Annotated in this window: 19 protein-coding genes and 1 pseudogene; 3 read left to right on the plus strand and 17 right to left on the minus strand. The window is 46.7% G+C overall.

The genetic code is table 11. The features are described 5' to 3' along the window. Window positions 1-3: 3 nt before the first annotated feature. From NLX82_RS06445 to cymR, 3 genes are all read right to left on the minus strand, one after another. Window positions 4-525: a PRC-barrel domain-containing protein gene (locus NLX82_RS06445; RefSeq protein WP_013311530.1), complete on the minus strand. Its 522-nt coding sequence runs from the start codon at window positions 523-525 to the stop codon at window positions 4-6. Window positions 526-660: 135 nt separating this feature from the next. Continuing rightward, complete coding sequence (locus NLX82_RS06450) at window positions 661-1,812, minus strand: cysteine desulfurase family protein (RefSeq protein WP_053325958.1); 1,152 nt, start codon at window positions 1,810-1,812, stop codon at window positions 661-663. A gap of 11 nt (window positions 1,813-1,823) precedes the next feature. Then, a complete protein-coding gene (gene cymR / locus NLX82_RS06455; RefSeq protein ID WP_013311532.1) occupies window positions 1,824-2,243 on the minus strand; it encodes a cysteine metabolism transcriptional regulator CymR in 420 nt (139 codons plus the stop codon). A gap of 304 nt (window positions 2,244-2,547) precedes the next feature. Between cymR and mnmA the strand changes: the two genes are divergently transcribed. Both mnmA and NLX82_RS06465 read left to right on the plus strand, forming a co-directional pair. Continuing rightward, entirely contained in the window at window positions 2,548-3,669 is a 1,122-nt protein-coding gene (gene mnmA / locus NLX82_RS06460) for a tRNA 2-thiouridine(34) synthase MnmA (protein WP_023989910.1), read from the plus strand. A 402-nt stretch (window positions 3,670-4,071) separates the two neighbouring features. After that, the gene (locus NLX82_RS06465; RefSeq protein WP_023989912.1) at window positions 4,072-4,902 is read left to right on the plus strand and encodes a PPK2 family polyphosphate kinase; all 831 of its coding nucleotides are present in this window, start codon (window positions 4,072-4,074) and stop codon (window positions 4,900-4,902) included. Window positions 4,903-5,017: 115 nt separating this feature from the next. On the opposite strand, the gene crcB (NLX82_RS06470) is transcribed toward NLX82_RS06465, so the two are convergent. The 14 genes and pseudogenes from crcB (NLX82_RS06470) to NLX82_RS06535 all read right to left on the minus strand — a co-directional run bounded on the left by crcB (NLX82_RS06470) (window position 5,018) and on the right by NLX82_RS06535 (window position 22,295). Beyond that, window positions 5,018-5,374 carry a fluoride efflux transporter CrcB gene (crcB, locus tag NLX82_RS06470; RefSeq protein ID WP_023989913.1) on the minus strand — a complete coding sequence of 119 codons (357 nt, stop codon included), beginning with the start codon at window positions 5,372-5,374 and terminating at the stop codon, window positions 5,018-5,020. Further along, complete coding sequence (gene crcB / locus NLX82_RS06475; protein ID WP_023989914.1) at window positions 5,371-5,772, minus strand: fluoride efflux transporter CrcB; 402 nt, start codon at window positions 5,770-5,772, stop codon at window positions 5,371-5,373. The genes crcB (NLX82_RS06470) and crcB (NLX82_RS06475) overlap by 4 nt, the downstream gene beginning before the upstream one ends. An 85-nt stretch (window positions 5,773-5,857) precedes the next feature. Then, window positions 5,858-7,168 (minus strand): replication-associated recombination protein A, encoded by a 1,311-nt coding sequence (locus NLX82_RS06480; protein WP_023989915.1) that lies wholly within the window; start codon window positions 7,166-7,168, stop codon window positions 5,858-5,860. A 360-nt stretch (window positions 7,169-7,528) separates the two neighbouring features. Further along, the gene (locus NLX82_RS06485) at window positions 7,529-9,670 is read right to left on the minus strand and encodes a HelD family protein (protein WP_023989916.1); all 2,142 of its coding nucleotides are present in this window, start codon (window positions 9,668-9,670) and stop codon (window positions 7,529-7,531) included. Window positions 9,671-9,908: 238 nt separating this feature from the next. Then, a complete protein-coding gene (locus tag NLX82_RS06490) occupies window positions 9,909-11,726 on the minus strand; it encodes an ABC transporter ATP-binding protein (RefSeq protein WP_023989917.1) in 1,818 nt (605 codons plus the stop codon). Window positions 11,727-11,823: 97 nt separating this feature from the next. Next, complete coding sequence (locus NLX82_RS06495) at window positions 11,824-13,122, minus strand: NCS2 family permease (protein ID WP_023989918.1); 1,299 nt, start codon at window positions 13,120-13,122, stop codon at window positions 11,824-11,826. Window positions 13,123-13,296: 174 nt separating this feature from the next. After that, entirely contained in the window at window positions 13,297-14,046 is a 750-nt protein-coding gene (locus NLX82_RS06500; RefSeq protein WP_013311554.1) for a tRNA threonylcarbamoyladenosine dehydratase, read from the minus strand. Window positions 14,047-14,188: 142 nt separating this feature from the next. Next, window positions 14,189-15,967, minus strand: coding sequence for an aspartate--tRNA ligase (aspS, locus tag NLX82_RS06505; protein WP_023989919.1), 1,779 nt, complete (start codon window positions 15,965-15,967; stop codon window positions 14,189-14,191). Window positions 15,968-16,051: 84 nt separating this feature from the next. Continuing rightward, a complete protein-coding gene (hisS, locus tag NLX82_RS06510) occupies window positions 16,052-17,296 on the minus strand; it encodes a histidine--tRNA ligase (RefSeq protein ID WP_254347629.1) in 1,245 nt (414 codons plus the stop codon). A 688-nt stretch (window positions 17,297-17,984) separates the two neighbouring features. Beyond that, a complete protein-coding gene (locus tag NLX82_RS06515) occupies window positions 17,985-18,455 on the minus strand; it encodes a hypothetical protein (RefSeq protein WP_028542430.1) in 471 nt (156 codons plus the stop codon). A 62-nt stretch (window positions 18,456-18,517) separates the two neighbouring features. Beyond that, window positions 18,518-19,022: pseudogene (locus NLX82_RS06520) on the minus strand (type 1 glutamine amidotransferase domain-containing protein). 231 nt (window positions 19,023-19,253) lie between these two features. Further along, entirely contained in the window at window positions 19,254-19,415 is a 162-nt protein-coding gene (locus NLX82_RS06525) for a hypothetical protein (RefSeq protein ID WP_023989922.1), read from the minus strand. Window positions 19,416-19,533: 118 nt separating this feature from the next. Next, window positions 19,534-19,980: a D-aminoacyl-tRNA deacylase gene (dtd, locus tag NLX82_RS06530; RefSeq protein ID WP_023989923.1), complete on the minus strand. Its 447-nt coding sequence runs from the start codon at window positions 19,978-19,980 to the stop codon at window positions 19,534-19,536. A gap of 137 nt (window positions 19,981-20,117) precedes the next feature. Continuing rightward, the gene (locus NLX82_RS06535; RefSeq protein ID WP_025720225.1) at window positions 20,118-22,295 is read right to left on the minus strand and encodes a RelA/SpoT family protein; all 2,178 of its coding nucleotides are present in this window, start codon (window positions 22,293-22,295) and stop codon (window positions 20,118-20,120) included. Between the two features lie 269 nt (window positions 22,296-22,564). Here NLX82_RS06535 and uraA point away from each other — a divergent pair, with 269 nt between their 5' ends. Next, complete coding sequence (uraA, locus tag NLX82_RS06540) at window positions 22,565-23,875, plus strand: uracil permease (protein ID WP_071558358.1); 1,311 nt, start codon at window positions 22,565-22,567, stop codon at window positions 23,873-23,875. Window positions 23,876-24,159 lie beyond the last annotated feature (284 nt).

Genomic DNA, 24,159 nt, shown 5'->3' on the forward strand with positions numbered 1-24,159 from the left:
ACCCTATCCATTAACAGAATATATGGCTTTTTCCAGACGCTGCTCGCTTAACGGGGGAACCATAACAGCATTTTCCCCGATGGACATATCTTCGGTGCAGGGCAGCCATTTCCGCCCCTCTATAATATCCGATACAAAACCATCGCTGATTTCCAAGCCTATTATGTTATTGCCCATTTCCTGGTCAAAATAAACATCCGAGATGTGCCCGAGCATAAGCCCTTCCTCTGTTAGCACGGATAGATCCTTCAGTTTACCGGGTCCAAGCAAGTACGTATGTTGTATATCATGGGCCTCCGTTTTACGGACAGCCTGCTGATTGCGAATCATGATCGCATCCTCACCGTAAGCAACGATGTCATCCCAAGCAACCATTTTCACGTGAGAAGAAAAAAGCCCTTTTCCTTCCAACTCGATCCCTGTGATCCGCCAATCAGCTGTCACCATAAAGTCATGTATTTTACCAATCTGCTTCCCGTCCTCCACATCGAAAACGGCAAGTCCGATCATATCTTGAAGCTTCATATATAGGGTACCTCCTCATTCTGCAATCCGAACGAAGGTGCGGTCCTTTTCCTACATGCCTGTCAGACCTTGCTTCCGTTCATGCAATGAAATGGAAAACCGCCCCTCCCTTCTTATTAAAATGCGGAGAAATCCCTAGTACCTAGTACGCAGCCGCTTCCATATGGTTTCAATTTTCTTGGCCGTGTATTCCATTTCTTCCGTAGTATTACCCAAACCGAAGCTAAACCGAATCGCTGAATGTAAAACATCTTCAGGAAGATCCATCGCCTGCAATACATGCGATAGCTCTAGAGATCCGGAAGTACAGGCTGATCCGCTTGCTACTGCGATTCCTTCCATGTCAAGGTTCATCAGCATGGTCTCTGTACCAATGGCCGGAAAGCTAACATTAAGGACATTAGGTAAAGAATGATCAGGATCACCGTTAATTACAAAATTTTGGCTACCCAGAGTGTCTTCCAACCCTTTAAGCAGTGTCTGGCGAAGAACCGTATCGTGCACCCCACGCTCCTCAATGGAAGCATTAGCTAGAGTTGCGGCTTTAGCCAGACCCGCAATACCGGCGATGTTTTCTGTCCCGGCACGGCGTTTCTTTTCCTGAAGTCCCCCATGCATTAGCGGCTGAATGCGTGTACCTTGGCGGATATATAATGCACCCACCCCTTGTGGTCCGTTAATCTTATGACCCGACACACTCAGTAAGTCAATTGGGAGATTCCGGCAGTCGATGGATATATGACCGTAAGCTTGAACCGCATCTACATGGAATACAATGCCATGTTCTCTCGCAATCTGCCCTACTTCTGAGATCGGCTGAATGACGCCCACCTCATTGTTGGCATACATCATGCTGATCAAAAAAGTGTCCGGACGAATGGCAGCCTCGATATCCGCAGGGTTCACGCGTCCAAAACCGTTGACCGGGACATAAGTCACCTCATACCCCGCTTTTTCCAGCTCATCACAAGCATGAAGCACTGCGTGATGTTCAACCGCGGTTGTAATCATATGCCCGGAAGTACGGCCGTCTGCCGTAGCCGTCCCAAACAGGGCCAGATTATCGCTTTCTGTCCCTCCGCTCGTAAATATAATTTCTTCAGGCTTGCAGCCCAAAGAGGCCGCAACGGCATCCCGAGCAGCGCTGACGGTGCGCTTGGCATCGCGGCCAAAGGCATGAACGCTCGAAGCGTTGCCATATTGGCCGGTCATGATGTCCATCATAGTCTGCGCAACCTCAGGATGCATAGGAGTCGATGCGGCATGATCCAGATAAATTCTGTTCATGTTAATCCACCTCAAATATAGAACATGTAATTGTCCAATTCATCATGTTCTTGGTATGTGATCAAGTCCTTAAGTGTAGTAGAATCCAACACTTCAGCGATGCTGTCACGAATCCGCAGCCACAGCTGACGTTTTGCCGGATCGTCTTCTTCCGTGAAATCTACCGGAGATATCGGACCTTCCAGTACACGAATGATGTCTCCCGCTGTTACTCCTGCCGGTTCATTCGCCAAAATATAACCGCCGTAAGCACCACGGATACTTTTTACCAAACCTGCATTACGCAAAGGCGCGATGAGCTGTTCCAGATAATGCTCTGACAACTGATTTTTTTCGGCAATACTTTTCAAAGAAGTTGGACCTTCGCCAAACCTGGCTGCAAGTTCCATCATAATGGTCAGGCCATAACGGCCCTTCGTTGATATTTTCAATTGTGCCACCTCACTTATAGTAACAATTCCGTTAAACACGCGGAATAACTGGTGTTGTAAACCTCTCTATTCCGATCCTAACCCTCAGCTTATGTTAACATATTAGGGCAGGTAAAGGGAAACATTACGGTAACAATCTTAAAAAAAGTTGCTTTCGAGCGATTTGGAACAGCTTTAGCCCATTTTATATAGCTTTCTTCCATCGTTCGCCGTGTCGTTTGATCGTCCAAACATCGTATCTTATTATCGTTTATGTTACAATAGGTGGGTTCTACAATAATATTGAAAGAATTGGGTGATGACCATGGCTAAAGCCAATCATGAAACCCGTGTCGTCGTCGGGATGTCCGGTGGCGTCGACTCATCCGTTACCGCGCTGCTGCTGAAGGAGCAGGGCTATGACGTAATCGGCATCTTCATGAAAAACTGGGATGACACGGATGAATTTGGCCGTTGTACGGCTGAGGAGGATGCGGAGGATGTGCGCCGTGTCTGTGAACAGATCGACATTCCTTACTATACCGTCAATTTTGAGAAAGAATACTTCGATAAAGTATTCTCCTATTTTCTTGATGAATATAAAGCTGGACGCACACCCAACCCGGATGTCATGTGTAACCGTGAAATTAAATTCGGCGAGTTTCTAAATAAAGCGCTGGATTTGGGAGCAGATTATGTTGCTACTGGACATTATGCACGGGTTGTGGAAGAAGACGGCCACTTTACTTTGCTGCGAGGTGTGGATAGCAACAAGGATCAGACTTATTTCCTAAATGCATTAAGCCAAACACAGTTGTCCCGAGCGATGTTTCCCATCGGTCATCTGCCGAAACCAGAAGTACGTAAAATTGCGGAAGCTGCGGGACTGTATACGGCCAAGAAGAAAGACAGCACAGGCGTATGCTTTATCGGCGAGCGTAATTTCAAGGAGTTTCTGAGTGGATATCTGCCTGCAAAAGGTGGAGACATGGTGGATATCGCTACTGGTGAAGTCAAAGGACGTCACGATGGTCTGATGTACTATACACTGGGTCAACGACAAGGCTTGGGCATTGGCGGATCGGGTTCAGGCGAACCGTGGTTTGTAGCGGATAAGGATCTGGAGAAGAATATTCTGTATGTGGTACAAGGTGATCGTCACCACAGTCTGTATTCTACCAGCCTGATTGCAACGGACGTGAACTGGATTGAAGGCGCAGATACTCGTCCGACCAGCGAATTCCGTTGCACAGCCAAGTTCCGTTATCGCCAACCTGATCAGCAAGTAACTTTACAATGGCTTGCGGATGGAACCGTGCATGTCATATTCGATGTACATCAAAAGGCCATTACGCCTGGACAAGCTGTTGTATTTTACGACGGGGAACGCTGTCTGGGTGGCGGAACCATTGATAAGGTTGAAAAACTTCAGCCTGAAACAGTTTAAATAAAATGACCATTTTGCATTGATATAGCAGGGAATTAAAAAAGTCGTCTCTCCAGATTTGGGAGGCGACTTTTTTAATGAAAGATGTTTTTTAGTAATGGCTTGTAAAGAATTGATAATCTGCTCTTTATGATGTCTGTCATGCTGGACAAACATTCCTTGCAAAAAATTTTCCATGGTGTATGCACGTCCCTTTTTTAATCCATTGGTATGCTCCCATTTAAAATAGGAACCGTCATATTTAAATAAGATCGCTACAAGGGACTTCTAACTTCTTCCCTATGTAATCCTTTTCGAATTAACTTGAAAGACCATTAATACATAAGGAACTTTTGATAACATCCTCATTTGGGTATATGATGTAGACAAGATCATACTTCAATTGAAAAGGAGCGTGCCTTTATGTCTGATTCATTAGGAATGCTGACACCGGGTAAAAAAGTTTCTTTGAAAGAATGGGACCCCAAGGATACAAAGAATATCAAAAATAAAGAAGAAATCCGACTGGAAACAGATCAATTGAAGGAACGCTTCACGGAATTACAAAGCAAATTATTTACAGAGAAAAAACAATCCGTTTTGTTTGTATTTCAGGGTATGGATTGCAGCGGCAAAGATGGCGTCATCAAACAGGTATTTTCCAACCTTAACCCTGCGGGGGTGACTGTCCACAGCTTTAAATCACCTACGGCTGAGGAATTAAGTCATGATTTCTTGTGGCGTGCTCATAGCGTTACCCCAGGACGTGGATATATTGCAGCATTTAACCGTTCTTATTACGAGGATGTGCTGATCACACGTGTTCACGGACAGATATCCGATAAGCAGGCCAAACGGAATATTAAGCATATCAAGCATTTTGAACAGTTGTTGCTGGATAATGGTGTAAAGGTGGTTAAAATCTTTTTACATATTTCAAAGCAATTTCAGTTAGAAAAGCTGATCGACCGAATTGAAAAGCCTCACAAAAACTGGAAACTCGATCCAAGTGACTTGCAGGAACGAAAATTTTGGAAGCAATATACCCAGTATTATGAGGATGTATTAGAGCTAAGCGCAACCAAACAAGCTCCTTGGTATGTCGTTCCTTCAGACAACCGTTGGTATAGGGATTATACTGTGCTACGGATTGCCGTCCAAACGCTGGAGGAAATGAAGTTGTCTGATCCTGATCCAAGACCTGAACTTGAATCCCTTTTACCTGAATTGTACAAAGAACGAGATAAAAAATAGCTGTATAGGTACAGCACTAAGCTTCCGAAACCTTATCACGGCTGAAAATGCCTTGAGTACGGGATTGGAAGCTTTTTATTGCATTTTTACGTGTTATTTCGAAAATGTATAAAGCTTAACTGACTCTGTACCCGATAGCCGCAGCTACAACTCCTACCACGACAGAGGACAGTACATACGTAGCCATGCGTCGGTATTCTTTACGCTCCATCAGTTGAAGGGATTCATAGCCAAATGTGGAAAAGGTGGTGTAGCCGCCACAAAAACCTGTTCCTAGCAGCATCCAGAGTGCAGGAGACAAATGGTTTTGCGTAAACTCGCCATAGAGCCAGCCTAGCAGCAATGAACCGCTGACGTTAATGATCCACGTCCCCCACGGAAATACGGTGCCGAACCTCTTTCCGGCCCACATGCCAAGCCCGTATCTCGCCAGTGTACCCATAATCCCGCCTGCCGCCGCCCACCAGATCATAAGCGTTCCTCCTTGGGAGCAGCCTGCGTCATTTTTGTACCTAGGCGGATACCTGTCCATGTCAAAAACAGCCCTCCGCCTACGCTAAGCAGCAGGTACAACACAGCCGTCAGCATACGATCATGAACCGTGAGGCGTACAGCATCTACTGCAAAAGTGGAAAAGGTGGTAAAGCCCCCTGTAAAGCCTGTTCCGATGGCAAGTCGCAATCGCGGCTTGATCCGCCATGATCGCAAGGTTACCGTAAAGAACCAACCCAGAAACAGGCAGCCGATCCAATTGATTAGCAGCACACCAAGTGGAAAATCCGCACCCGCCGCAGGCAGCAGCGATTGCAGGCCATAACGGGTAGAGGTTCCAAGCGCTCCGCCCGCGGCAACGAATAGCACGTCTTTCATCTTTTTATCCCCTTCTTCGCTCTTGCACGATCATGGTGTAACGTGACGATATCGTACACACTCTGTATATGAAGTCGCACATATATTAAGACTGTGAATCCCGCCACCGCTGGTTTTGCCTGATTTTGGACTCATTCCCCTGCTCAGTAGCCTGATAGAAGGTTTGGTCTGCTATCGAATCGGGCAAATATTGCTGCTTCACATAATGATTCGGATAATTATGTGGATATTGATAGCCAACATGACCGAGCTTTTCCGAGCCTTTGTAGTGTGCGTCACGCAAATGGAGTGGCACCTCGGCCGATTTGATATCGTCCATTGCCGACATGGCCCGTGAAATCGCCGTATATACGGCATTCGATTTGGGGCTTTCCACAGCGAACAAAATGGCCTGTGCAATGTTCAGTTTGGCCTCGGGCCAGCCGTTATTGCGATAGGCTTCAAGCGCACTCACCGCTTGCACCATTGCCTGCGGGTTCGCCAGGCCAATGTCCTCACTGCTCGCCGCGATGAGGCGGCGGATAAAGGTCATCGGGTCCATGCCGAGCTTTTCTACGGCATACAGGAACCAGAACAGCGCGGCGTCGCTAGAGCCGCGAATGCTTTTGTGAAAGGCCGACAGCACGTCATACTGCGTGGATTCATCTGCTTTGACAATCGGGCGGCGAATGGATTCCTCTGCGACTTCCAGTGTCACGTGAATCGTGCCGTCTGCCAGCGGAGGCGTCGTGAGCGCCGCCAGTTCTAGCGCGTTCAAAGCGCGGCGGATATCACCGTTCGCCATGGACGCGATGTGAGCCAGTGCAGCTTCATCTACCTGAAGCTGCATGTAGCCGAGCCCTTTGTCCGCATCACTCAAGGCGCGGCGCATAGCAGCCAGCGAATGCTCCTGCGTTAGCGCTTCAAGCTGGAACAGCGTAGAACGGCTCATTAAAGCGCCGTTGACGTAGTGAAAGGGATTTTCAGTCGTGGCGCCAATAAACACGATCGTGCCCTTTTCCACCGCAGGCAGCAGTGCATCCTGACGTGAACTGTTAAACCGATGTACCTCGTCGAGAAACAAAATAGTTTTTTTGCCATACATCGATTTATTCGTCTGTGCACGGTCAATGACTTCTCTTACGTCTTTCACAGATGCTTCTACAGCATTCAGACGTACAAAATCGCCTTGCGTGTGTTGCGAGATGATATGTGCCAGCGTTGTTTTGCCGCACCCCGGTGGTCCGTACAACAAAATAGAAGAGACCTGATCTGCCTCTATAGCTCTTCGCAGCAGCTTACCCGGACCCACAACATGCTCCTGTCCAATATATTCATCCAGCGAAGTCGGACGCAAGCGATCCGCAAGCAACCGATTGCTTGGCGTTGACTCTTGGGAATATGAAAATAAGTCCATTTCATTCACTTCCTTATGGTTTATGAACGAACACTTTCTCTTTTTCTTCGAAAACCTACTATATTATGTTCGCTCATACGGTTAAAAATCATGAAAATTCAAGTCATCTATAATCCTGATACAGTGTAAACCGCCTCTTATTCTACCATATCCGTTAACAAGTTGCAGATAGCATGGTCACGGCACAGCTGTAGATCTCCAAGTCAGTCGCCCACAAAAAAAGAAAGAACAGCCTTAGACGAAAGATGAATTTCGTGGCTGTTCTTCGACTGACATGACTTCCTAATTTCCATCACTAAGATAAACAGTAAACAAAAAGGAATACAACAACTCAGGCGATGCTTTACAACGCTTTTCTGTTTACTCCGTCTGTGCCTGTACGTAACTAGGAAGTGAGCCATCATGCAATAGCCACAGCTCATGCAGCGCACGGGTACATCCTACATACAGCAGCTTGGCATCCCATGCCCGTTCTCCATAATGCTCATGGTCGGCATCCGCCACAATAACTGCATCGAACTCCAGACCTTTGGATAGGTACACAGGCAGTACCGACAATCCGCCTTCATATTGCTTTTTACCACCGTCAATCAAATTCACATCCAACCCCGCACTTGTGAAAACCTCATGTAGCTCCACAGCCTCTTTTAAGGTACGGGTCAGCACAGAAACAGTACGATACTCCTTGGAGGACAGCTCTTTTAGAGCGGTGAGCAAACTCTGCTCACGCACCGATGAGTCGTAAGACATCGTACGCACCGGATCGCCACTACGAAATACCGGAACTGCCGTAATACCGCCGCGAACTCCCTGCTCCAAAATCGTGTTTGCAAATTCTATAATTTCCAAGGTTGATCTATAGCTCCGCGTAAGTGCAAAATACCCTGTATGTTCCGGCGCAAAAAGAGAACTCATTTCCTCCCACGCATGTACGCCACGGTATTCATGAATGCCCTGCGATAAATCGCCCAGTATAGTGAAGGAATGCCCTTTCACGAACAAATCCAGCAATGCGATATGAAAAGGTGAAAAATCCTGCGCTTCATCAATGACCACATGGTCAAAACGTTGAGATGACTCTACCTCATGAATCAGCACGTGAAGATACACTAACGCAGTCAGATCTTCTTCACGGATAATCTGTTTTCGCAGGTCCGACTGTGTGGTCTTAAAAATAGCAGTCGGCAGAGAAGCCTTCATCTCCGCAGCCGTATCTGCGGGTAACCCTTTAGCTGCCTGAAAAAGCTGCTTATAGAGCGTCAGTGCGTCATATTGTGGCCATTTTTTAGCATATGCCTTTTCCCGTGTCCCTGCCTTTTTCTTGCGTTCCTTGAGCGCTGCCGCCGAAGGCGACTTTTTCAGTTCCATTTCAATCCAGCGGTGCACTCTTGCCAGCACACGCTCCTTCCGCTTCGCGAGCGGATAAGGCTTATATTCCTCATTAAACCAATTCAAAATCTCAGCTTGTGGCAGCACCGCTCCATCCCATGGTGAAAAATCCCCCTCGGGCACGGAGATGGGCTCCAGTCGTTCAACAAAAGCTTGAAGCAACTCCATAAAGTGAACCGAGCCCTTGAATCTTCCCGGCGCCTCATCCATGGATTCCTTTCTCAGACTGCCACTCTCAAACCAATAAGATAATGTTTCGGCAGGATCAGCCAAAGGTAAATCCAAACCCAATAAGTCCAGTGCCCAGTCTGCAAATGTACTTTGCTGAATATTCCCGACCCCCAGCTCTGGAAGTACATCTGAAATATAGTCAAGGAACATATGGTTTGGTGCGAAAATTACCATTTTGTCCGCTGATACCTGATCCTTGTATTGATACAGCAAAAATGCGAGACGATGCAGCGCTACCGTCGTCTTGCCACTACCCGCTACCCCCTGAATAACGAGGGCTGTATTTTTGGCCGCGCGGATGATCTGATCCTGCTCCGCCTGAATGGTAGATACGATATCCCGTAAACGGTTATCCTTGTTTTCTCCCAAACGATAAACGAGAAACTCATCAGAAACGGCAGGCTCGTCGCTTTCACGATTATATGTATCGGCTACCCGTTCCAGGATTTTTTTCCGAATGACAACATTACGCTTCAGATAGACCAAGCCCTCAATGGTTCCCTCAGGAGCTTCGTAAGACGCGGTTTCTTCACCACCTGTAAACGAATAAAACAAGCTGGCAATCGGTGCACGCCAATCAATCACCAGCGGATACGCTGACGTTTCTTCACGCTCCACTCCAATTTTACCGATATAAAGTGGCTTCCGCTGCCCTCTGCCACGCTCGTCAAAATCCATACGACCAAAATAAGGCTCCTGTGAGCTTTTGGCCAAAGCCTGACGTTTTTCCTCCCGTGCCGATTCCAGCACTTGCTCCGTAAAATCATGCCCGGTGTACACCGGCGTATTGCGAAGCCGTTCCAATCTCCGATCAATTTCCTCCATAGCAAGCGACAGCCTATGCTGTTCTTCTTGATAGGCACTTTGAAACTCATTCTCCATTTCAGTTACCTCCTAAGAATATCAAGTCTCGATTTCTGCATCGCATTCACTTGCTCCGACACAAAAAAAGGAAAGTAAGCGTAACACATTTAACCATAAAAATCCAACCTTATTTCCTAATACGCCTTTTTTCCTATTCTTTTACAAAAGTATGGAGCTTTGCGGCACCAGTGGAGCGTGTGATTTGAATCCGAAGAAGCGGAGCGATCGGAGGATCAAATCACACGCGAAGCGGCCTCTAATACTCCATACTTCTTTCCCCCATCTCCACAAACTGCTTTTGAGCCAGCTCACGGTACACCTGATGGGACTCTAATAACTCAGTATGAGTTCCTGCACCGGTCACCTTGCCCTTGTCCAACACGATAATCTGATCGGAGTGAACCACTGTAGACAAACGATGAGCAATGACAATCGTCGTGCGTCCTTCCATCAAGTTCGCTAGGGCCTTCTGTACCTCATGCTCAGATGAGCTGTCCAGACTAGATGTAGCCTCATCCAGCATGAGAATGTCAGGGCTACGAAGAAGCGCACGCGCAATAGCGATCCGTTGACGCTGCCCTCCAGACAGCTTCATTCCCCGTTCTCCCACCTCAGTGTTGTAGCCTTGAGGTAGATCCATAATAAATGTATCCGCATACGCCATCGTGGCTGCTCGTCTCACTTCTTCCAAGTCAGCTTCGCGCCCCAAGCCATATGTAATGTTATCTCTGACCGTTCCGGTCATCATTGAGCTTTCCTGCGATACATAACCAATTTTGGAGCGCCAGGAGGAAAGTGTATATGACGATATCGGTTCGTCTCCATAACGAATTTCCCCTGTATCCGGCACATAAAAGCGTTCCAACAATGAAAACAAGGTGGACTTCCCACTTCCACTCGGTCCCACGAATGCTGTCGTCCGGTTAGCCGGGATGACCAAGTTCGCATTATGAAGGACCTCTTCACCTTCAGTATAGGAAAAGGCAACATCACGAAGTATAATATCTCTGCTCTCTTTTGCCGCTTCCTGCTTCAACTCGAGCGGTTCCTCTTCATGATCTAAAATCGTCTGAATCCGTTCAGTAGCCCCAACCACCTTTTGTAGTCGTGAATACAGGGTCGTGAATTGTGCCATCGGTGTGATCACCTGAAACAGCAGCAAAATAAAAGCCACCAAATCCCCAGCGGTCAGCACACCCGATGCGACACGAACACCACCAACACCCAATATAATGACCAGCACTGCAGTCAACAAGAAGGTAGAAATGGGACCTACAAGAGCTAGGATGCGTGACTCTTGCAAACCGAAGCGGAACATCCGGTAAATACGATCCTCACCGGCCTGAGCCTCTCTGCTTTCGGTTCCGTAGGCCTTCACCAGTCTGATTTCGCCGATAACCTGACTCAACACTGAGGTCAGATCTGCCATCTCATCCTGCTGTTTTTTGGAGATACGGTACATTTTTCTGCCTACAGGAAATAAAATCAGGGCTGTTAGCGGAACAATAGCCATAATAATGAGCGTCATCACCCAATCCAGATAAAATAACAATGCAATACCACCAATAATTGCAATCACATTAGAAATCAGATTGACTAGATACTCCGTAATTAAGTTCATAATCAGGCTTGTATCATTGGTGACGCGACTCATCGTATCTCCTGACCGATTTCGATCAAAGTAAGGGATAGGTAGAGATAAGATTTTATGCCATAAGCGTTTGCGCAAATTAGCCACAATCTTATGCCCAGCATAGTTCAACATATAGATAGAAACCGCCGAAGCCACCGCTTGAAGCACAAAAGCGCCAAGCAGACCAACAATGACCATACGGTTTAATGAAGAAAAGGTCAAGCCATCAATCAACCCTTTGGTCATCATGGGTACGATTAAACCAGCAGTGGTCTGAATCAGCGTCAGAATCAGGGCGATGATCAGAATGGCCTTGGGCGGATGCGCACTCGCAATCAATTTGATAAACCGCCCCATGCCAGCCTTATCGGGTCTTTTACCCGGCTTTTCCTTCATCCGGTCCTCCTGCTCATCTCGGTGTATATGATGTTCTTTTTCCATATACCATCAACCTCGCTTCCTGTCTGACCATTCTTGTTCAAACAACAACACCCGCGCTCTGCGCGGGTATGAACAGTACAATCTATCTTCGAGTTTACTACACCAGAGAATGAAGCACAAAGTTAGCCACAAACAGTACAGAAATGATATATAATGCGACAGGCACTTCCTTGCCCCGTCCTGCTGCCAGCTTGGCTACGGGGTATGCAATAAAACCAAATGCCATCCCGTCTACAATACTGTAAGTAAAGGGCATCATCACCATGATCAGAAATGCAGGAAACGCTTCAGTAAAATCACTGAAATCCATCTCTCGCACATTTTGCACCATTAGACCCCCAATGATGATCAACACGGGCGCAATGGCACTGTCAGGAATATAAGCCAACAGTGGAATAAAGAAAAACGTCGCCCCGAATAAAATAGCAGTTACCAGCGGTGTCATTCCCGAGCGGCCCCCCGCTGCAATACCAGCCGTCGATTCCGCAGCGGCTACCGCCGGACTGCTGCCCAAAATACCGGCAAAGATATTGGTTACAGCCAACACACGCAAGCTGTTTTTAAATAAATCCGGTCTTCCGATCATGTTGGTTTGTGCAGTAATCATACCAATATTCTCGAATAGTACAATGAGTAGGAGCAAAAAGACAGCGATCCAAAAAGCTACCGAGACAATGCCTGAAAAGGAAAGCTCTCCAAACAATTGCCCATACTGTCGCACCGTTTCAGAGGTTCGTACCGTGCTTGTAGGCTCTACAGCTCCCAGTATATAAGCAAGCCCAGTTCCCGCCAAAATGCTAATTAGTAAGCCTCCCTGAACGTTACGCACAAACAATACAATAGCGAGCAGCAACGTTACACAAGCCGTAATTACCTTGGGATCATTAAAATGGCCAATAGCCACAAAAGTCGTCTGATGAGCAATCACGATGCCGCTTTTTTGCAATCCGATAAAGGTTAAAAACAAACCAATGCCTACTGTAATTCCGTGCTGCAAATTATGGGGAATCGCTTGGCTAATCAGCTTGTACAATGATGTAAAGGCCACAATGGCGAATAAGATCCCTGTGATGGCAACCACCATCAACGCTTCCTGCCAACTCAGCTTCATAGAATGTACGAGCGTATAAGTGAAAAAGGCATTAATCCCCATCCCTGGTACAACGACCATTGGAGATTTCCCACCAAAAGCCATAAGCAGGCAGCCAATCATTGATGTCAGCAGTGTCCCGAGCATCGCCCCTTGGAGAGGAATCCCGGCATCTGCCAAAATAGTTGCATTAACCATAACAATGTATACAACGGAAAAATAAGAAATGGCCCCAGCGGCTAATTCCTTTTTCCAATGATGCTCGGGCTTGAAACCGAGACTTCTGGACCACAGTCCATCCTTCATACCAAAACCCTCCAGCAAGTTGTTCAATCTGTTTGCAGTAAGCTGCGCTTTTTCAAAACAAAAAAGAGCTGTAGCAACTGTGACACAAAGGATGTGATGCACAGAACTACAGGTCTTAAAGTGAATACATACTGATGTAAATCTACGAATGCACTGCCATGCTATTTTTGCAACTTACACACCAGCATGTTCTAACAAATCCTTCACGGCTACACTAACCATGATCAGTCCTGCTACCGGAGGTACAAATGCATTGCTTGCAGGCGGCTGCTTCGCCTTCCGGATTTCAGGTGCGTTTGCAGGTACAATTTTTTTTGTAATTTCTTCACGTGGCTTCATTGGTTCTTCATCGGAGAATACAACCTTGACGCCTTTGGTAATACCTTCCTTGCGCAACTTGGTGCGGATGACACGGGCAATCGGGTCCATTCTCGTCTGGGAAATATCTGCAACTTGAAAACGACTCGGATCCATTTTGTTCGCAGCCCCCATACTGGAGATCATCGGAATCCCCCGTTTCAGGCATTCCTTAATCAAATGAATTTTGTAAATAATCGTATCCGAAGCATCCAGCACATAATCCAGTTCGTACTTGAACAGCTCCTCATATGTTTCTTCCGTATAAAACATGTTCAGTGCAATCGCTTCACATTCAGGATTAATCAGCTTCACACGCTCTACCATCAGATCAGCCTTTTTTTGGCCTACCGTCGTTGTCAACGCATGTATCTGGCGATTAATATTGGTGATATCTACAACATCTTTATCAATCAAAATGATACGTCCAACACCCGTGCGCGCCAGCGCTTCCACTGCAATCGAACCGACACCGCCGATACCCAGCACGGCCACCGTGCTATTTTTCATAACCTCTAGACCTTCAGTTCCGATGGCCAATTCCGTTCGTGAAAATTGATGCAACAATATGGTATATCCTCCCTCACTGATTTAAACTCTATGCCTGAACTCCAGCATACAAACCACGAACCCATTATCCATATGAGGGTAACGGGTTCATGGCATTCTATAAGCTATCTCATGCCAATGGATGGCACTTGCAAACGTCTTAAGCTTTAGGAGCAACAGGCTTCGGAGCAATACGGATATGAAGCTGTTCCAATTGAGCTTGATCTACTTCGGCTGGTGCATCCATAAGCAGGTCTGTCGCACTAGCTGTTTTCGGGAATGCAATCGTTTCGCGCAGGTTTGTACGACCTGCAAGCAACATCACGAGGCGGTCAAAACCGAAGGCAATACCACCATGTGGAGGCGTACCATATTCGAACGCATCCAACAGATAGCCGAATTTATCAGTAACTTCTTCCGGCGCCAAGTTGAGAGCTTTGAACATTTTCTCCTGAACATCACGTTTGTAAATCCGCATCGAGCCGCCGCCCACTTCGTAGCCGTTCAGTACGATGTCATAGGCTTGAGCACGAACTTGACCTGGATCGGTATCCAAGAGGCCAAGGTCTTCGTCCTTCGGACGGGTGAACGGATGGTGTTCCGCCACATAACGTTTTTGTTCTTCGTCATAGCCGAGAAGCGGGAAGTCTACAACCCAGGCAAATTTGAATTTGTTATCGTCGATCAGTCCCAAATGACGGCCAATTTTCAGACGAAGTGCGCCCAATACATCAGCAACTACCTTTTTATTATCCGCAGAGAAGAGTAACAGATCGCCTTCTTCGGCTCCTGTGCGCTCCTTCAATGCTTCGATTTCTTCCGGTGTGAAGAATTTAACGATAGGCCCCTTGAATTCGCCTTCCTTCACTTGAATCCAAGCCAAGCCTTTAGCTCCATAGCGTGCAGCGTAAGGACCCAGGTCATCAATCTCCTTACGACTCCAAGTGCCACATCCTTTGGCATTGAGGACTTTTACTTCGCCACCCTTTTCAATTACGGAAGCGAATACTTTTACACCACTAGTTGCCACGATATCATTGACTTTAATCAACTCAAGGCCAAAACGCAGGTCCGGCTTGTCCGAGCCGTATTTGTCCATCGCATCAGCATGTGTAATCCGTTGGAACGGTGTTTCCAGTTCTACCCCAACGGTTTCTTTGAACAATTTCACCATAAGACGCTCCATCATTGGCAGCAAGTCATCCTGTTGCATGAAGGAGGTCTCGATGTCGACCTGCGTAAATTCAGGCTGACGGTCAGCACGCAAATCTTCATCACGGAAACAACGTGCAATTTGGTAGTAGCGCTCCAGGCCACCCACCATCAGCAATTGCTTGTACAGTTGTGGCGATTGCGGCAAGGCGAAAAACTCACCTTCATGCACCCGGCTAGGTACCAGATAATCACGTGCGCCCTCTGGGGAGCTTTTCGTCAAAATTGGTGTTTCCACCTCGACGAACTCTTCTCCGTCCAGGAAGTCACGGAATATTTTTGCTGCTTTGGAGCGCAGTTTCAACGTCTGGTACATTTCCGGACGACGCAGGTCCAAATAACGGTATTTCAAACGCAGAGACTCGTCCACTTCTACACCATTTTCAATGAAGAACGGAGGTGTTTTGGACGCATTCAATACTTCAATTTCAGTGACACGCACTTCAATTTCACCTGTAGGCAGGTTCGGGTTAATCGTTTCTGCATCACGCTTAACAATAGTACCGGTAACCTCAAGCACGTATTCACTACGAACACGATCCGCAATTTGCAGTGCGTCACCGGAATATGCCGGATTAAACACAATTTGTACAATTCCGCTACGGTCACGCAGGTCAATAAAAAGTACGCCCCCCAAATCACGACGGGTTTGTACCCAACCGTTCAATGTAACTGTTTCTCCGATATGCGCATGAGTCAATGCGCCGCATTCATGACTCCTTTTCATAATACACACTCCTGTTTATGTTTAGTAGTTAATGCTATATGACAACCAGAGGAAGCTCCACCGATTGATGTTACACCATTTTCTTTAGCCTAATTCTTCCACCAGCTGATCCAGTCTAACGGTACGCTGCTCGCCAGTTTCCATGTTTTTCAGTGCGATTTCACCTTGAACCAGCTCATCCTCACCCAGAATCGCAGTATACCTTGCTTTAAAGCGATCGGCTGATTTCATCTGCGCCTTCATTTTGCGTCCCAGATAATCTCGCTCCGCGGAAAATCCGGCTTGACGCAACTTGAATAGTTGTTTGGTCACTTCTGTTTCTGCTGCTTCTCCCAATGCTACCATATAGATATCTAACGGCTTGGCTTCGTTCAGTTTGACACCTTGATGCTCCAGGATCAGCTGAATTCGCTCCAGTCCAATGCCAAAACCAATGCCCGGCTGATCTGGTCCGCCCAGATCTCCAACCAATCCGTTGTAGCGGCCACCTCCACCGATCGTGTCTATGGCGCCAATTCCTTCAGCTTTGAATTCGAACGCTGTCAACGTATAATAATCCAGCCCCCGTACCAAACGCGGGTTAACTGTATATTCCACGCCCATGGCATCCAAATTTTGCTTCACTTTCTCAAAGTGTGTGCGAGATTCCTCGTCCAAGCTATCCAAAATCGAAGGTGCACCTCCAAATTTGTCCTGGTCATCTTTGCTATCCAGCACTCGCAGCGGATTACGCTCAATGCGTGCTTGGCTCTCCTTGGTCAACGTATCCTTAATTGGCATCAAGAAGTCCACCAGATGCTGACGATAAGCTGCCCGGCTGGCTGCATTACCGACGGAGTTAATCTCCACCTGTACTCCTTTCAAGCCCAGCTCACGGCAGAATTGATACCCGAAAGCAATAACTTCTGCATCCAACGCCGGATCGACCGCACCAAATGCTTCAATTCCAAATTGGTGAAACTGACGCTGACGCCCAGCCTGTGGACGCTCATACCGGAACATCGGGCCGATATAATACAGCTTAGTTACATCCGGCTCCCCGTATAGTTTGTTCTCCACATAGGAGCGGACAACCCCTGCTGTTCCTTCCGGACGCAAAGTCATGCTGCGCTTCCCTTTATCCTCAAAAGTATACATTTCTTTTTCCACCACATCCGTCGTTTCACCCACACCTCGAACGAACAAATTCGTTTGTTCGAACATTGGCGTACGAATCTCTCGGTAATTAAAGCGGCGGCTAATCTCACGGGCTTTTTCCTCGACAACTTGCCACTTTTCTACACTGCCCGGCAGCAAATCCTGTGTTCCTGTCGGTTTTTGAAAGGCCATTAACGTATCCCCCCATCGTTGTATTTCGTATTGTGCACTTTCTTCTTGCTCCACTTTCAATATAAAACAAAAAATCCCTCGTCCTGTTAACATTAACAGGGACGAGGGATTGTCGTTTACAATCACCCGTGGTACCACCCACATTCCGGAGTTTGCCCAGACAACCAGCATAAGAATCACTCATTGCCCGTCAGCATTATGCTGACTCCGCTCATACGTATAACGCCCGTAACGCGCAGTACGGCTATTATGCAGGACCATCCACTGTAGGCACAGTTGCAATGCACTTTCAGTAGGGTTTCCTCAATTGTTCGCCGCCTGTTCTCGGGGAGGTCATTCATCCGCTCATCAAGGGAATTTTTACAGCCTGGAAATTCCTCTCTGCGCTTGTGGGTTCGGAGTACTTGGTCCCGTCATCAAATCATTTTTCATTATTTTATGATTTTAATGAACCGCTTCGACAAAGTCAAGACATTCTCCCTATAATCGGACAAATAAGGCTTATAAAAAGAAAATAACCTGCGGAAACGGTCCGCAGGTTCAAAAAGATATATCAAAAGGGGGTCATGCTGTTATTATAAACAACGAATATTAAGGAATGATGTTTTGAATATTACAATTGTATTACAGTCACTCTTTTGCGGCTAAATCCCTCAAGTATCGACAATCTTGTGGCGCGCTCTCAGCTTTAATCCAACTGCGATACATATCCACGATTGGAACGTAGCTTATAAATGACCTCATCATAATCGGCGTCATTCACCTTTGCTGATAATACATACCGCAATTCATCTTGATCACCGTTAATATACACATCTGTCGCACGGAGCAACCCTCCATCATGATTCGTTGTTCCGTTCCGATCTTCATCCAGATCCCTTTGGGCTGAGCCAGAGTTAATCTGGTCATCCTTCGCATCTGGTAGAATATTCTCGCCATAAGCACCCGCCGCAGGGATTGCCGCACCCGCAGAGCCTCCTGTGCTCACAGAGCCTGTATTGTTATAGGGGACCAGCGGAATTAAAACTCTCGTCTCCCGGCCGAGCGTATCACCCAAAGCACCTACTTCCAAATGTTCGGTTCTATAAGCTTGAAGCGAAGCTCTGGCACCCTCAGCTTCATCTTCTGTGCGAAAATAAGCCTGAATCTGTTTTGCCATATCAAATCCTCCTCGTTTGGGAATTGTACTGGCATTAATCTAAAGAAATATTCGCGTTCAGCTTACAATACTTTTAATAACTCACGCACAAAGGCAGGCTCATCCTTAGGGGCGAGACGTAATAAAGTTACCATCCACAACCGCCTCTCGATCCTCAAAATGAGCACCCGCATTAATCAAGTCATCTTTCAATGGAGGATAAGCTGTAATCGTCCGGCCTTGTAACAAATCAGCACTCGCCAAAATTTGTGGTCCGTGACAGATAGCGCCTATCGTTTTTTTGGACTCATTAATTTCAGTCACAAATTTCAGAACATTTGCATCTAGTCGTAGATTTTCCGGGGAGGATCCGCCGGGAATAACAACTGCATCATAGTCACTTGATTTCACATCTGCAATGGCTTTTTCAATAGTGTAGCTTGCTTTACCTTGCTTACCGCTCACTTTTTCACCTTGCTTCAGCCCAACAATATCTGCCTCATGTCCAGCCTTTTTTAATTCATCATAAGGTACCTTCATTTCGGAATCTTCAAATTGGTCAGCCAATAAAAATGCAATTTTACTCATTAATGTTCAGATCTCCTTTCCGGTTATCCTCAAAACAAGTTTAAAATTAAGTTTGTTTGTCTATCACGCTTTGTTATTACCCGCTTGATCAGTTTTTATAACAATTCGCAGCGGTGGAAAAGAAAAAGGAGCCTTTCGGCTCCTGCACTAATTCAATGCTACATATTTTGTTTTTGACCTCTTTGTGCTGCTTTCGGGTAGAACCTCATTAACGCTCCATTTAACCCGATGTTACCTGCGCGGCAAAGCACCGCGTCCCGGCTTGTCGATGGCTGTTGCAACATGCTGCAATAACGTATCAGCATTACGAGTAAGGCTGATTGCCTCCTGCATACTACCGGGAAAAAGCAGCACAGTGCTTCGATGCCCGTCCATTTTTGGGGTTTGACGCATAGCTTCGTCTCTCCTGTCACCCTTAGGCTATCCGCCTGGCTAATCACCAATCAGGATGACATTATGGTCCCTCTGAACAGCTATTTTATTCTACTCAGATCACGCCATGAATGCATAGTTACGAACGTTCGGTATCCAAAATCAGTGTCACTGGGCCCCAGTTCGTCAATGAAACATCCATCATAGCCCCAAAAATTCCCGTTTCTACCTCCAGGCCCTTGGCTCGAAGCTGACTGTTGAAGAAATCATACAGCTTCTCCGCTTCCTCTGGTTTGGCCGCCCCCATAAAGTTAGGCCTTCTTCCTTTACGGCAGTCACCATACAACGTAAATTGAGAGACAGACAAAATGGCTCCACCGACATCCAGAACGCTGTCATTCATTTTACCTTCAGCATCCTCAAATATACGTAATCCCGCTGTTTTATCCGCCAAATAAACGGCATCGGCTGCTGTATCTCCCTGACCAATACCAACCAGCAGCATTAATCCGGTTCCAATCTTGCCGACCACCTTTTGATTCACCGTCACCTGAGCGTCTTTACAGCGCTGAATAATGATCTTCATCGCCTATCCGATATCTCCTTTAACCTTCCCTTTTAAAAGGTGCTCACAGCCGTATTACGGCTCTTTTAGCAGCCTATGGGTCTTTCTACCCAAGATGTGTTACAAAGGCTATAAACCTATCTGTACGCTTAATAAGGTTATTGCATAATCCGATGCACAGTGTATACATCCTTCACCCGTTTAATCCGTTCGACAACAGAATGCAAATGATCCGTGTTGCGAATGAGAATCGTGATGTGAATCATCGCCATTTTATTTTTATCTGTACGACCTGTAACGGCCGAGAAGCTGGTTTTGTTCTCAGAAATGGCCTGAAGCACTTCATTCAGCAAACCGTTGCGATCATGCCCCGTAATCTCAATATCGACGCTGTAATTGACTTCCGCTGCTTCTTCCCACTCCACTTCAATCACGCGCGCCTGATCTTCGCCCGTACCCGAAGGAATATTCGGGCAATCCGTCCGGTGAACGGATACGCCGCGTCCACGTGTTACATAGCCGATGATGTCATCTCCCGGTACGGGATTACAACATCGTGCAAAACGAACGAGTAAATTATCGACGCCTCTGACGCTGACACCGTTGGTCGGTGTTTTTTTTCGTTCGCCCTGCGGCTTGTACTCCTTGACCTCGGTCGTCAATTCGATCAACCGTGCCTCTTCTTGTTCCTTACGCAGCTTCTCTGTCAAACGTGTACAGACCTGCGCTGCGGTTATACCACCAAAGCCAATCGCAGACAGCATATCTTCGGAATCGTTAAAAGAGAACTTCTGTGCCACTTCCTGAAGCTTGTCGTCGCTCATCCACACCGATGGCTCGATATCCCGTTTTCTTAGCTCACGTTCCAGATTTTCGCGGCCTTTTTCAACATTCTCCTCACGCTTTTCTTTCTTGAACCATTGTTTGATTTTACTGCGCGCGTGAGAGGACTGAGCAATTTTGAGCCAGTCCTGACTAGGTCCATAAGAATGCTTGGACGTCATAATTTCGACAATATCACCGGTTTTAAGTCGATAATCCAAAGGTACGATTCTTCCATTTACCTTAGAGCCAATCGTTCGATTGCCAACTTCGGTATGAATACGGAAAGCAAAGTCCAGCGGAACGGATCCGGCCGGCAACTCAATGACCTCTCCCTTAGGAGTAAACACAAACACAAGGTCTGAGAAAAAGTCCATTTTGAGCGATTCCACAAATTCCGACGCATCCTTCGCCTCATTTTGCAGCTCCAGGATTTCTCGAAAAAAGGTGATTTTATCCTCAAAGTTAGTGTTGTTTGCTCCGTTGCCTTCTTTATAGGCCCAATGGGCCGCAATCCCGAATTCAGCGGTACGGTGCATATCCACTGTGCGAATTTGTACCTCGGTAGGCTCCCCGTTGGGACCTACTACTGTCGTATGAAGGGACTGATACATATTGGCCTTAGGCATAGCGATATAATCTTTAAACCGCCCCGGCATTGGCTTCCACAACGTATGGATAATCCCCAGTGTGGCGTAACAGTCTTTAATGTTATCCACAATAATTCGAATCGCCAGCAAATCATATATTTCATTGAATTGTTTGTTCTTCGTCGTCATTTTTTTAAACACACTGTAAATATGTTTAGGGCGTCCGGACAGATCAGCCTGAATGCCCATCTCTTCCAGCTTCTCTCTGATACGCTGTATGACATTATCAATAAACTGCTCCCGCTCTGCCCGCTTTTTATGCATCAAATTAGCGATGCGATAATACTGCTGAGGATTCAGATAGCGTAAAGCAATATCTTCCATTTCCCATTTAATGGCTGAAATACCCAGTCGGTTTGCAACCGGACAGAAAATCTCTAACGTTTCATAAGCAATCCGACGCTGGCTTTCCTCTGACTGATATTTCAAAGTACGCATGTTATGCAGACGATCTGCTAACTTAATGACGATGACACGAATGTCCTGCGCCATAGCAATAAACATTTTTCGATAATTTTCGTTCTGTTGTTCTTCCTTGGAACGGAACTGGATACGCTCCAGCTTCGTCAGACCATCGACAAGCATCGCACATGTATCGCCAAAATGCTCGCGAATCTGCGCCAAAGACACCGTCGTATCCTCCACAACGTCATGTAAAAGAGCGGCGATAATGGAGATGGTATCCATCTGCATATTAACGACGATATCAGCAACCGCAAGCGGATGCAGAATATAAGGTTCACCGGACTTACGAGTCTGGCCGGAATGGGCCTGCTCGGCAAAATCATAGGCGTCCCTGATGCGGATAAGATCTGCTTCTCTGGTATAGGCCCCGGCCTTTTTAAGTAATTGCTCTATCCCCATTCTGCTCTATTCCGTGTCCTTTCTATGCAAAATGGAACCCGCCGATCAATGTCGCGCAAAGGTTCCCTTTTAAAAGTGATTTCCTACAATTATGACGGTTAGCACGTCGCACGTCAACTATTACAGGTTTGGCATTGTCGCATTATTCTGTCACACATGGATAAGTAAAATGAGGATTGTTGACGAAATGAAACGAATTATATTGAAAAAATTACGAAAAGTAATTAATGTATATAAGAATAATTGAAAGAACTAAGGAGTGAACTGCGTTGCAACGCGAAATTCAAGTTAATGAAAAGCTACCGGCAGGACCCGGGTTCCTGCTCAGCGTACAGCATTTGTTTGCCATGTTTGGCAGCACTGTGCTGGTGCCGAATATTTTCGGCGTCGATCCCGGCATGATTTTGCTAATGAACGGTATTGGCACATTGTTGTACATATGGATCTGCCGCGGCAAAATTCCCGCCTATCTCGGCTCTAGCTTCGCTTTTATCGCTCCCGTCAGTCTTGTGCTTAAAAACAATCCCGGCGGCAACGGCTATGCTATGGCCCTCGGTGCTTTCATCGTTACAGGTATTATTTTCTGCCTCGTCGCACTGGTAATTAAATATGCCGGAACCCGTTGGCTGGACGTCGTTTTTCCTCCAGCTGTTATGGGCTCCATCGTAGCCTTAATCGGTCTGGAACTGGTTCCGGTTGCAGCAGGCATGGCAGGCATTATCAATGCCGATCCTACTAAAGCCTGGTCTCCAGATCCCAAAACGATTACTCTTTCGCTCGTTACACTCGGGGTCACTGTTCTCGGTGCGGTGTTGTTTCGCGGGTTTGCCAAAATCATTCATATTCTGATCGGTATCGTAGTGGGCTATGTGCTTGCTTATTTTATGGGCATGGTCAATACACAGGCCATTGCAGACGCTCCTTTTTTCGGACATCCTGCAATTACCACTCCAGTTTTTAATACCTCTGCTATGCTGACGATTCTTCCTGTTGCTCTGGTTGTCATCGTAGAGCATATTGGTCACTTACTTGTGACTAGCAACATTGTCGGGCGCGAGTTGTCCAAAGATCCTGGTCTCCATCGCTCACTGCTGGGTAACGGTATTTCCACCGTCATTTCCGGTTTTGTCGGTTCTACACCTAATACGACTTATGGTGAAAATATTGGTGTCATGGCATTAACTAAAGTGTACTCTGTATGGGTCATTGGCGGAGCGGCTGTCATTGCCATCTTGCTGTCCTTCTCAGGCACGTTCTCAGCGATTGTTTCTAATATTCCAGCTCCAGTTATGGGCGGCGTATCCTTACTATTATTCGGTGTCATCGCTGCCTCCGGTCTAAGAATCTTCGTTGAGCAAAAGGTGGATTTCGCCAAGCCAACCAACATGCTGCTTGCGACCATCGTGCTTGTTGTCGGAATCAGTGGTACTACGCTCACTTGGGGTGCTGTAACCTTGAAAGGTATGGCATTGGCTACAATCATCGGCATCATCCTCAGCTTGTTCTTCAAGCTGATTGACGTGCTCGGCTGGTCCAACGATAAATCGCAGGAACCTTTAACCGAGAAAATACCAGATTGATATCTGTTTTTAAACTTTGAAACGCCGCTCCATGTTAGTTATGGGTCAACACGCTCAGAATGTATAGACAAGCGTGTAAAGATCCATATCTCATGGAGCGGCGTTTTTTTATGCACGGCCTTTTTAAAATAGATACTCCTTCATCCATCTTCAGAGCACCCCATCCAAGTCAGTTGCAATAACTGCTTTAACCCTAGATAAGCAACGAGCAGCATTTTTGACTTATTTCCGTATCTAGCTTCTGCTTAGCAAAAAACAAAACAAAAACTGATTGAAATCAGTAT

This window comes from Paenibacillus sp. A3M_27_13, assembly GCF_024213315.1.
GTDB lineage: Bacteria > Bacillota > Bacilli > Paenibacillales > Paenibacillaceae > Paenibacillus > Paenibacillus polymyxa_B.

What these genes read in the sequence shown, in the direction of transcription:
- NLX82_RS06465 (WP_023989912.1), top strand. Translation starts at nt 4,072, where the DNA reads ATGTCTGATTCATTAGGAATGCTGACACCGGGTAAAAAAGTTTCTTTG.
- NLX82_RS06525 (WP_023989922.1), bottom strand. Translation starts at nt 19,415, where the DNA reads ATGCGTCAAACCCCAAAAATGGACGGGCATCGAAGCACTGTGCTGCTT.
- crcB (WP_023989914.1), bottom strand. Translation starts at nt 5,772, where the DNA reads ATGAAAGACGTGCTATTCGTTGCCGCGGGCGGAGCGCTTGGAACCTCT.
- aspS (WP_023989919.1), bottom strand. Translation starts at nt 15,967, where the DNA reads ATGAAAAGGAGTCATGAATGCGGCGCATTGACTCATGCGCATATCGGA.
- mnmA (WP_023989910.1), top strand. Translation starts at nt 2,548, where the DNA reads ATGGCTAAAGCCAATCATGAAACCCGTGTCGTCGTCGGGATGTCCGGT.
- NLX82_RS06515 (WP_028542430.1), bottom strand. Translation starts at nt 18,455, where the DNA reads ATGGCAAAACAGATTCAGGCTTATTTTCGCACAGAAGATGAAGCTGAG.
- NLX82_RS06445 (WP_013311530.1), bottom strand. Translation starts at nt 525, where the DNA reads ATGAAGCTTCAAGATATGATCGGACTTGCCGTTTTCGATGTGGAGGAC.
- NLX82_RS06495 (WP_023989918.1), bottom strand. Translation starts at nt 13,122, where the DNA reads ATGAAGGATGGACTGTGGTCCAGAAGTCTCGGTTTCAAGCCCGAGCAT.
- crcB (WP_023989913.1), bottom strand. Translation starts at nt 5,374, where the DNA reads ATGATCTGGTGGGCGGCGGCAGGCGGGATTATGGGTACACTGGCGAGA.
- hisS (WP_254347629.1), bottom strand. Translation starts at nt 17,296, where the DNA reads ATGGCCTTTCAAAAACCGACAGGAACACAGGATTTGCTGCCGGGCAGT.
- NLX82_RS06480 (WP_023989915.1), bottom strand. Translation starts at nt 7,168, where the DNA reads ATGGACTTATTTTCATATTCCCAAGAGTCAACGCCAAGCAATCGGTTG.
- NLX82_RS06490 (WP_023989917.1), bottom strand. Translation starts at nt 11,726, where the DNA reads ATGGAAAAAGAACATCATATACACCGAGATGAGCAGGAGGACCGGATG.
- NLX82_RS06450 (WP_053325958.1), bottom strand. Translation starts at nt 1,812, where the DNA reads ATGAACAGAATTTATCTGGATCATGCCGCATCGACTCCTATGCATCCT.
- NLX82_RS06485 (WP_023989916.1), bottom strand. Translation starts at nt 9,670, where the DNA reads ATGGAGAATGAGTTTCAAAGTGCCTATCAAGAAGAACAGCATAGGCTG.
- NLX82_RS06535 (WP_025720225.1), bottom strand. Translation starts at nt 22,295, where the DNA reads ATGGGGATAGAGCAATTACTTAAAAAGGCCGGGGCCTATACCAGAGAA.
- dtd (WP_023989923.1), bottom strand. Translation starts at nt 19,980, where the DNA reads ATGAAGATCATTATTCAGCGCTGTAAAGACGCTCAGGTGACGGTGAAT.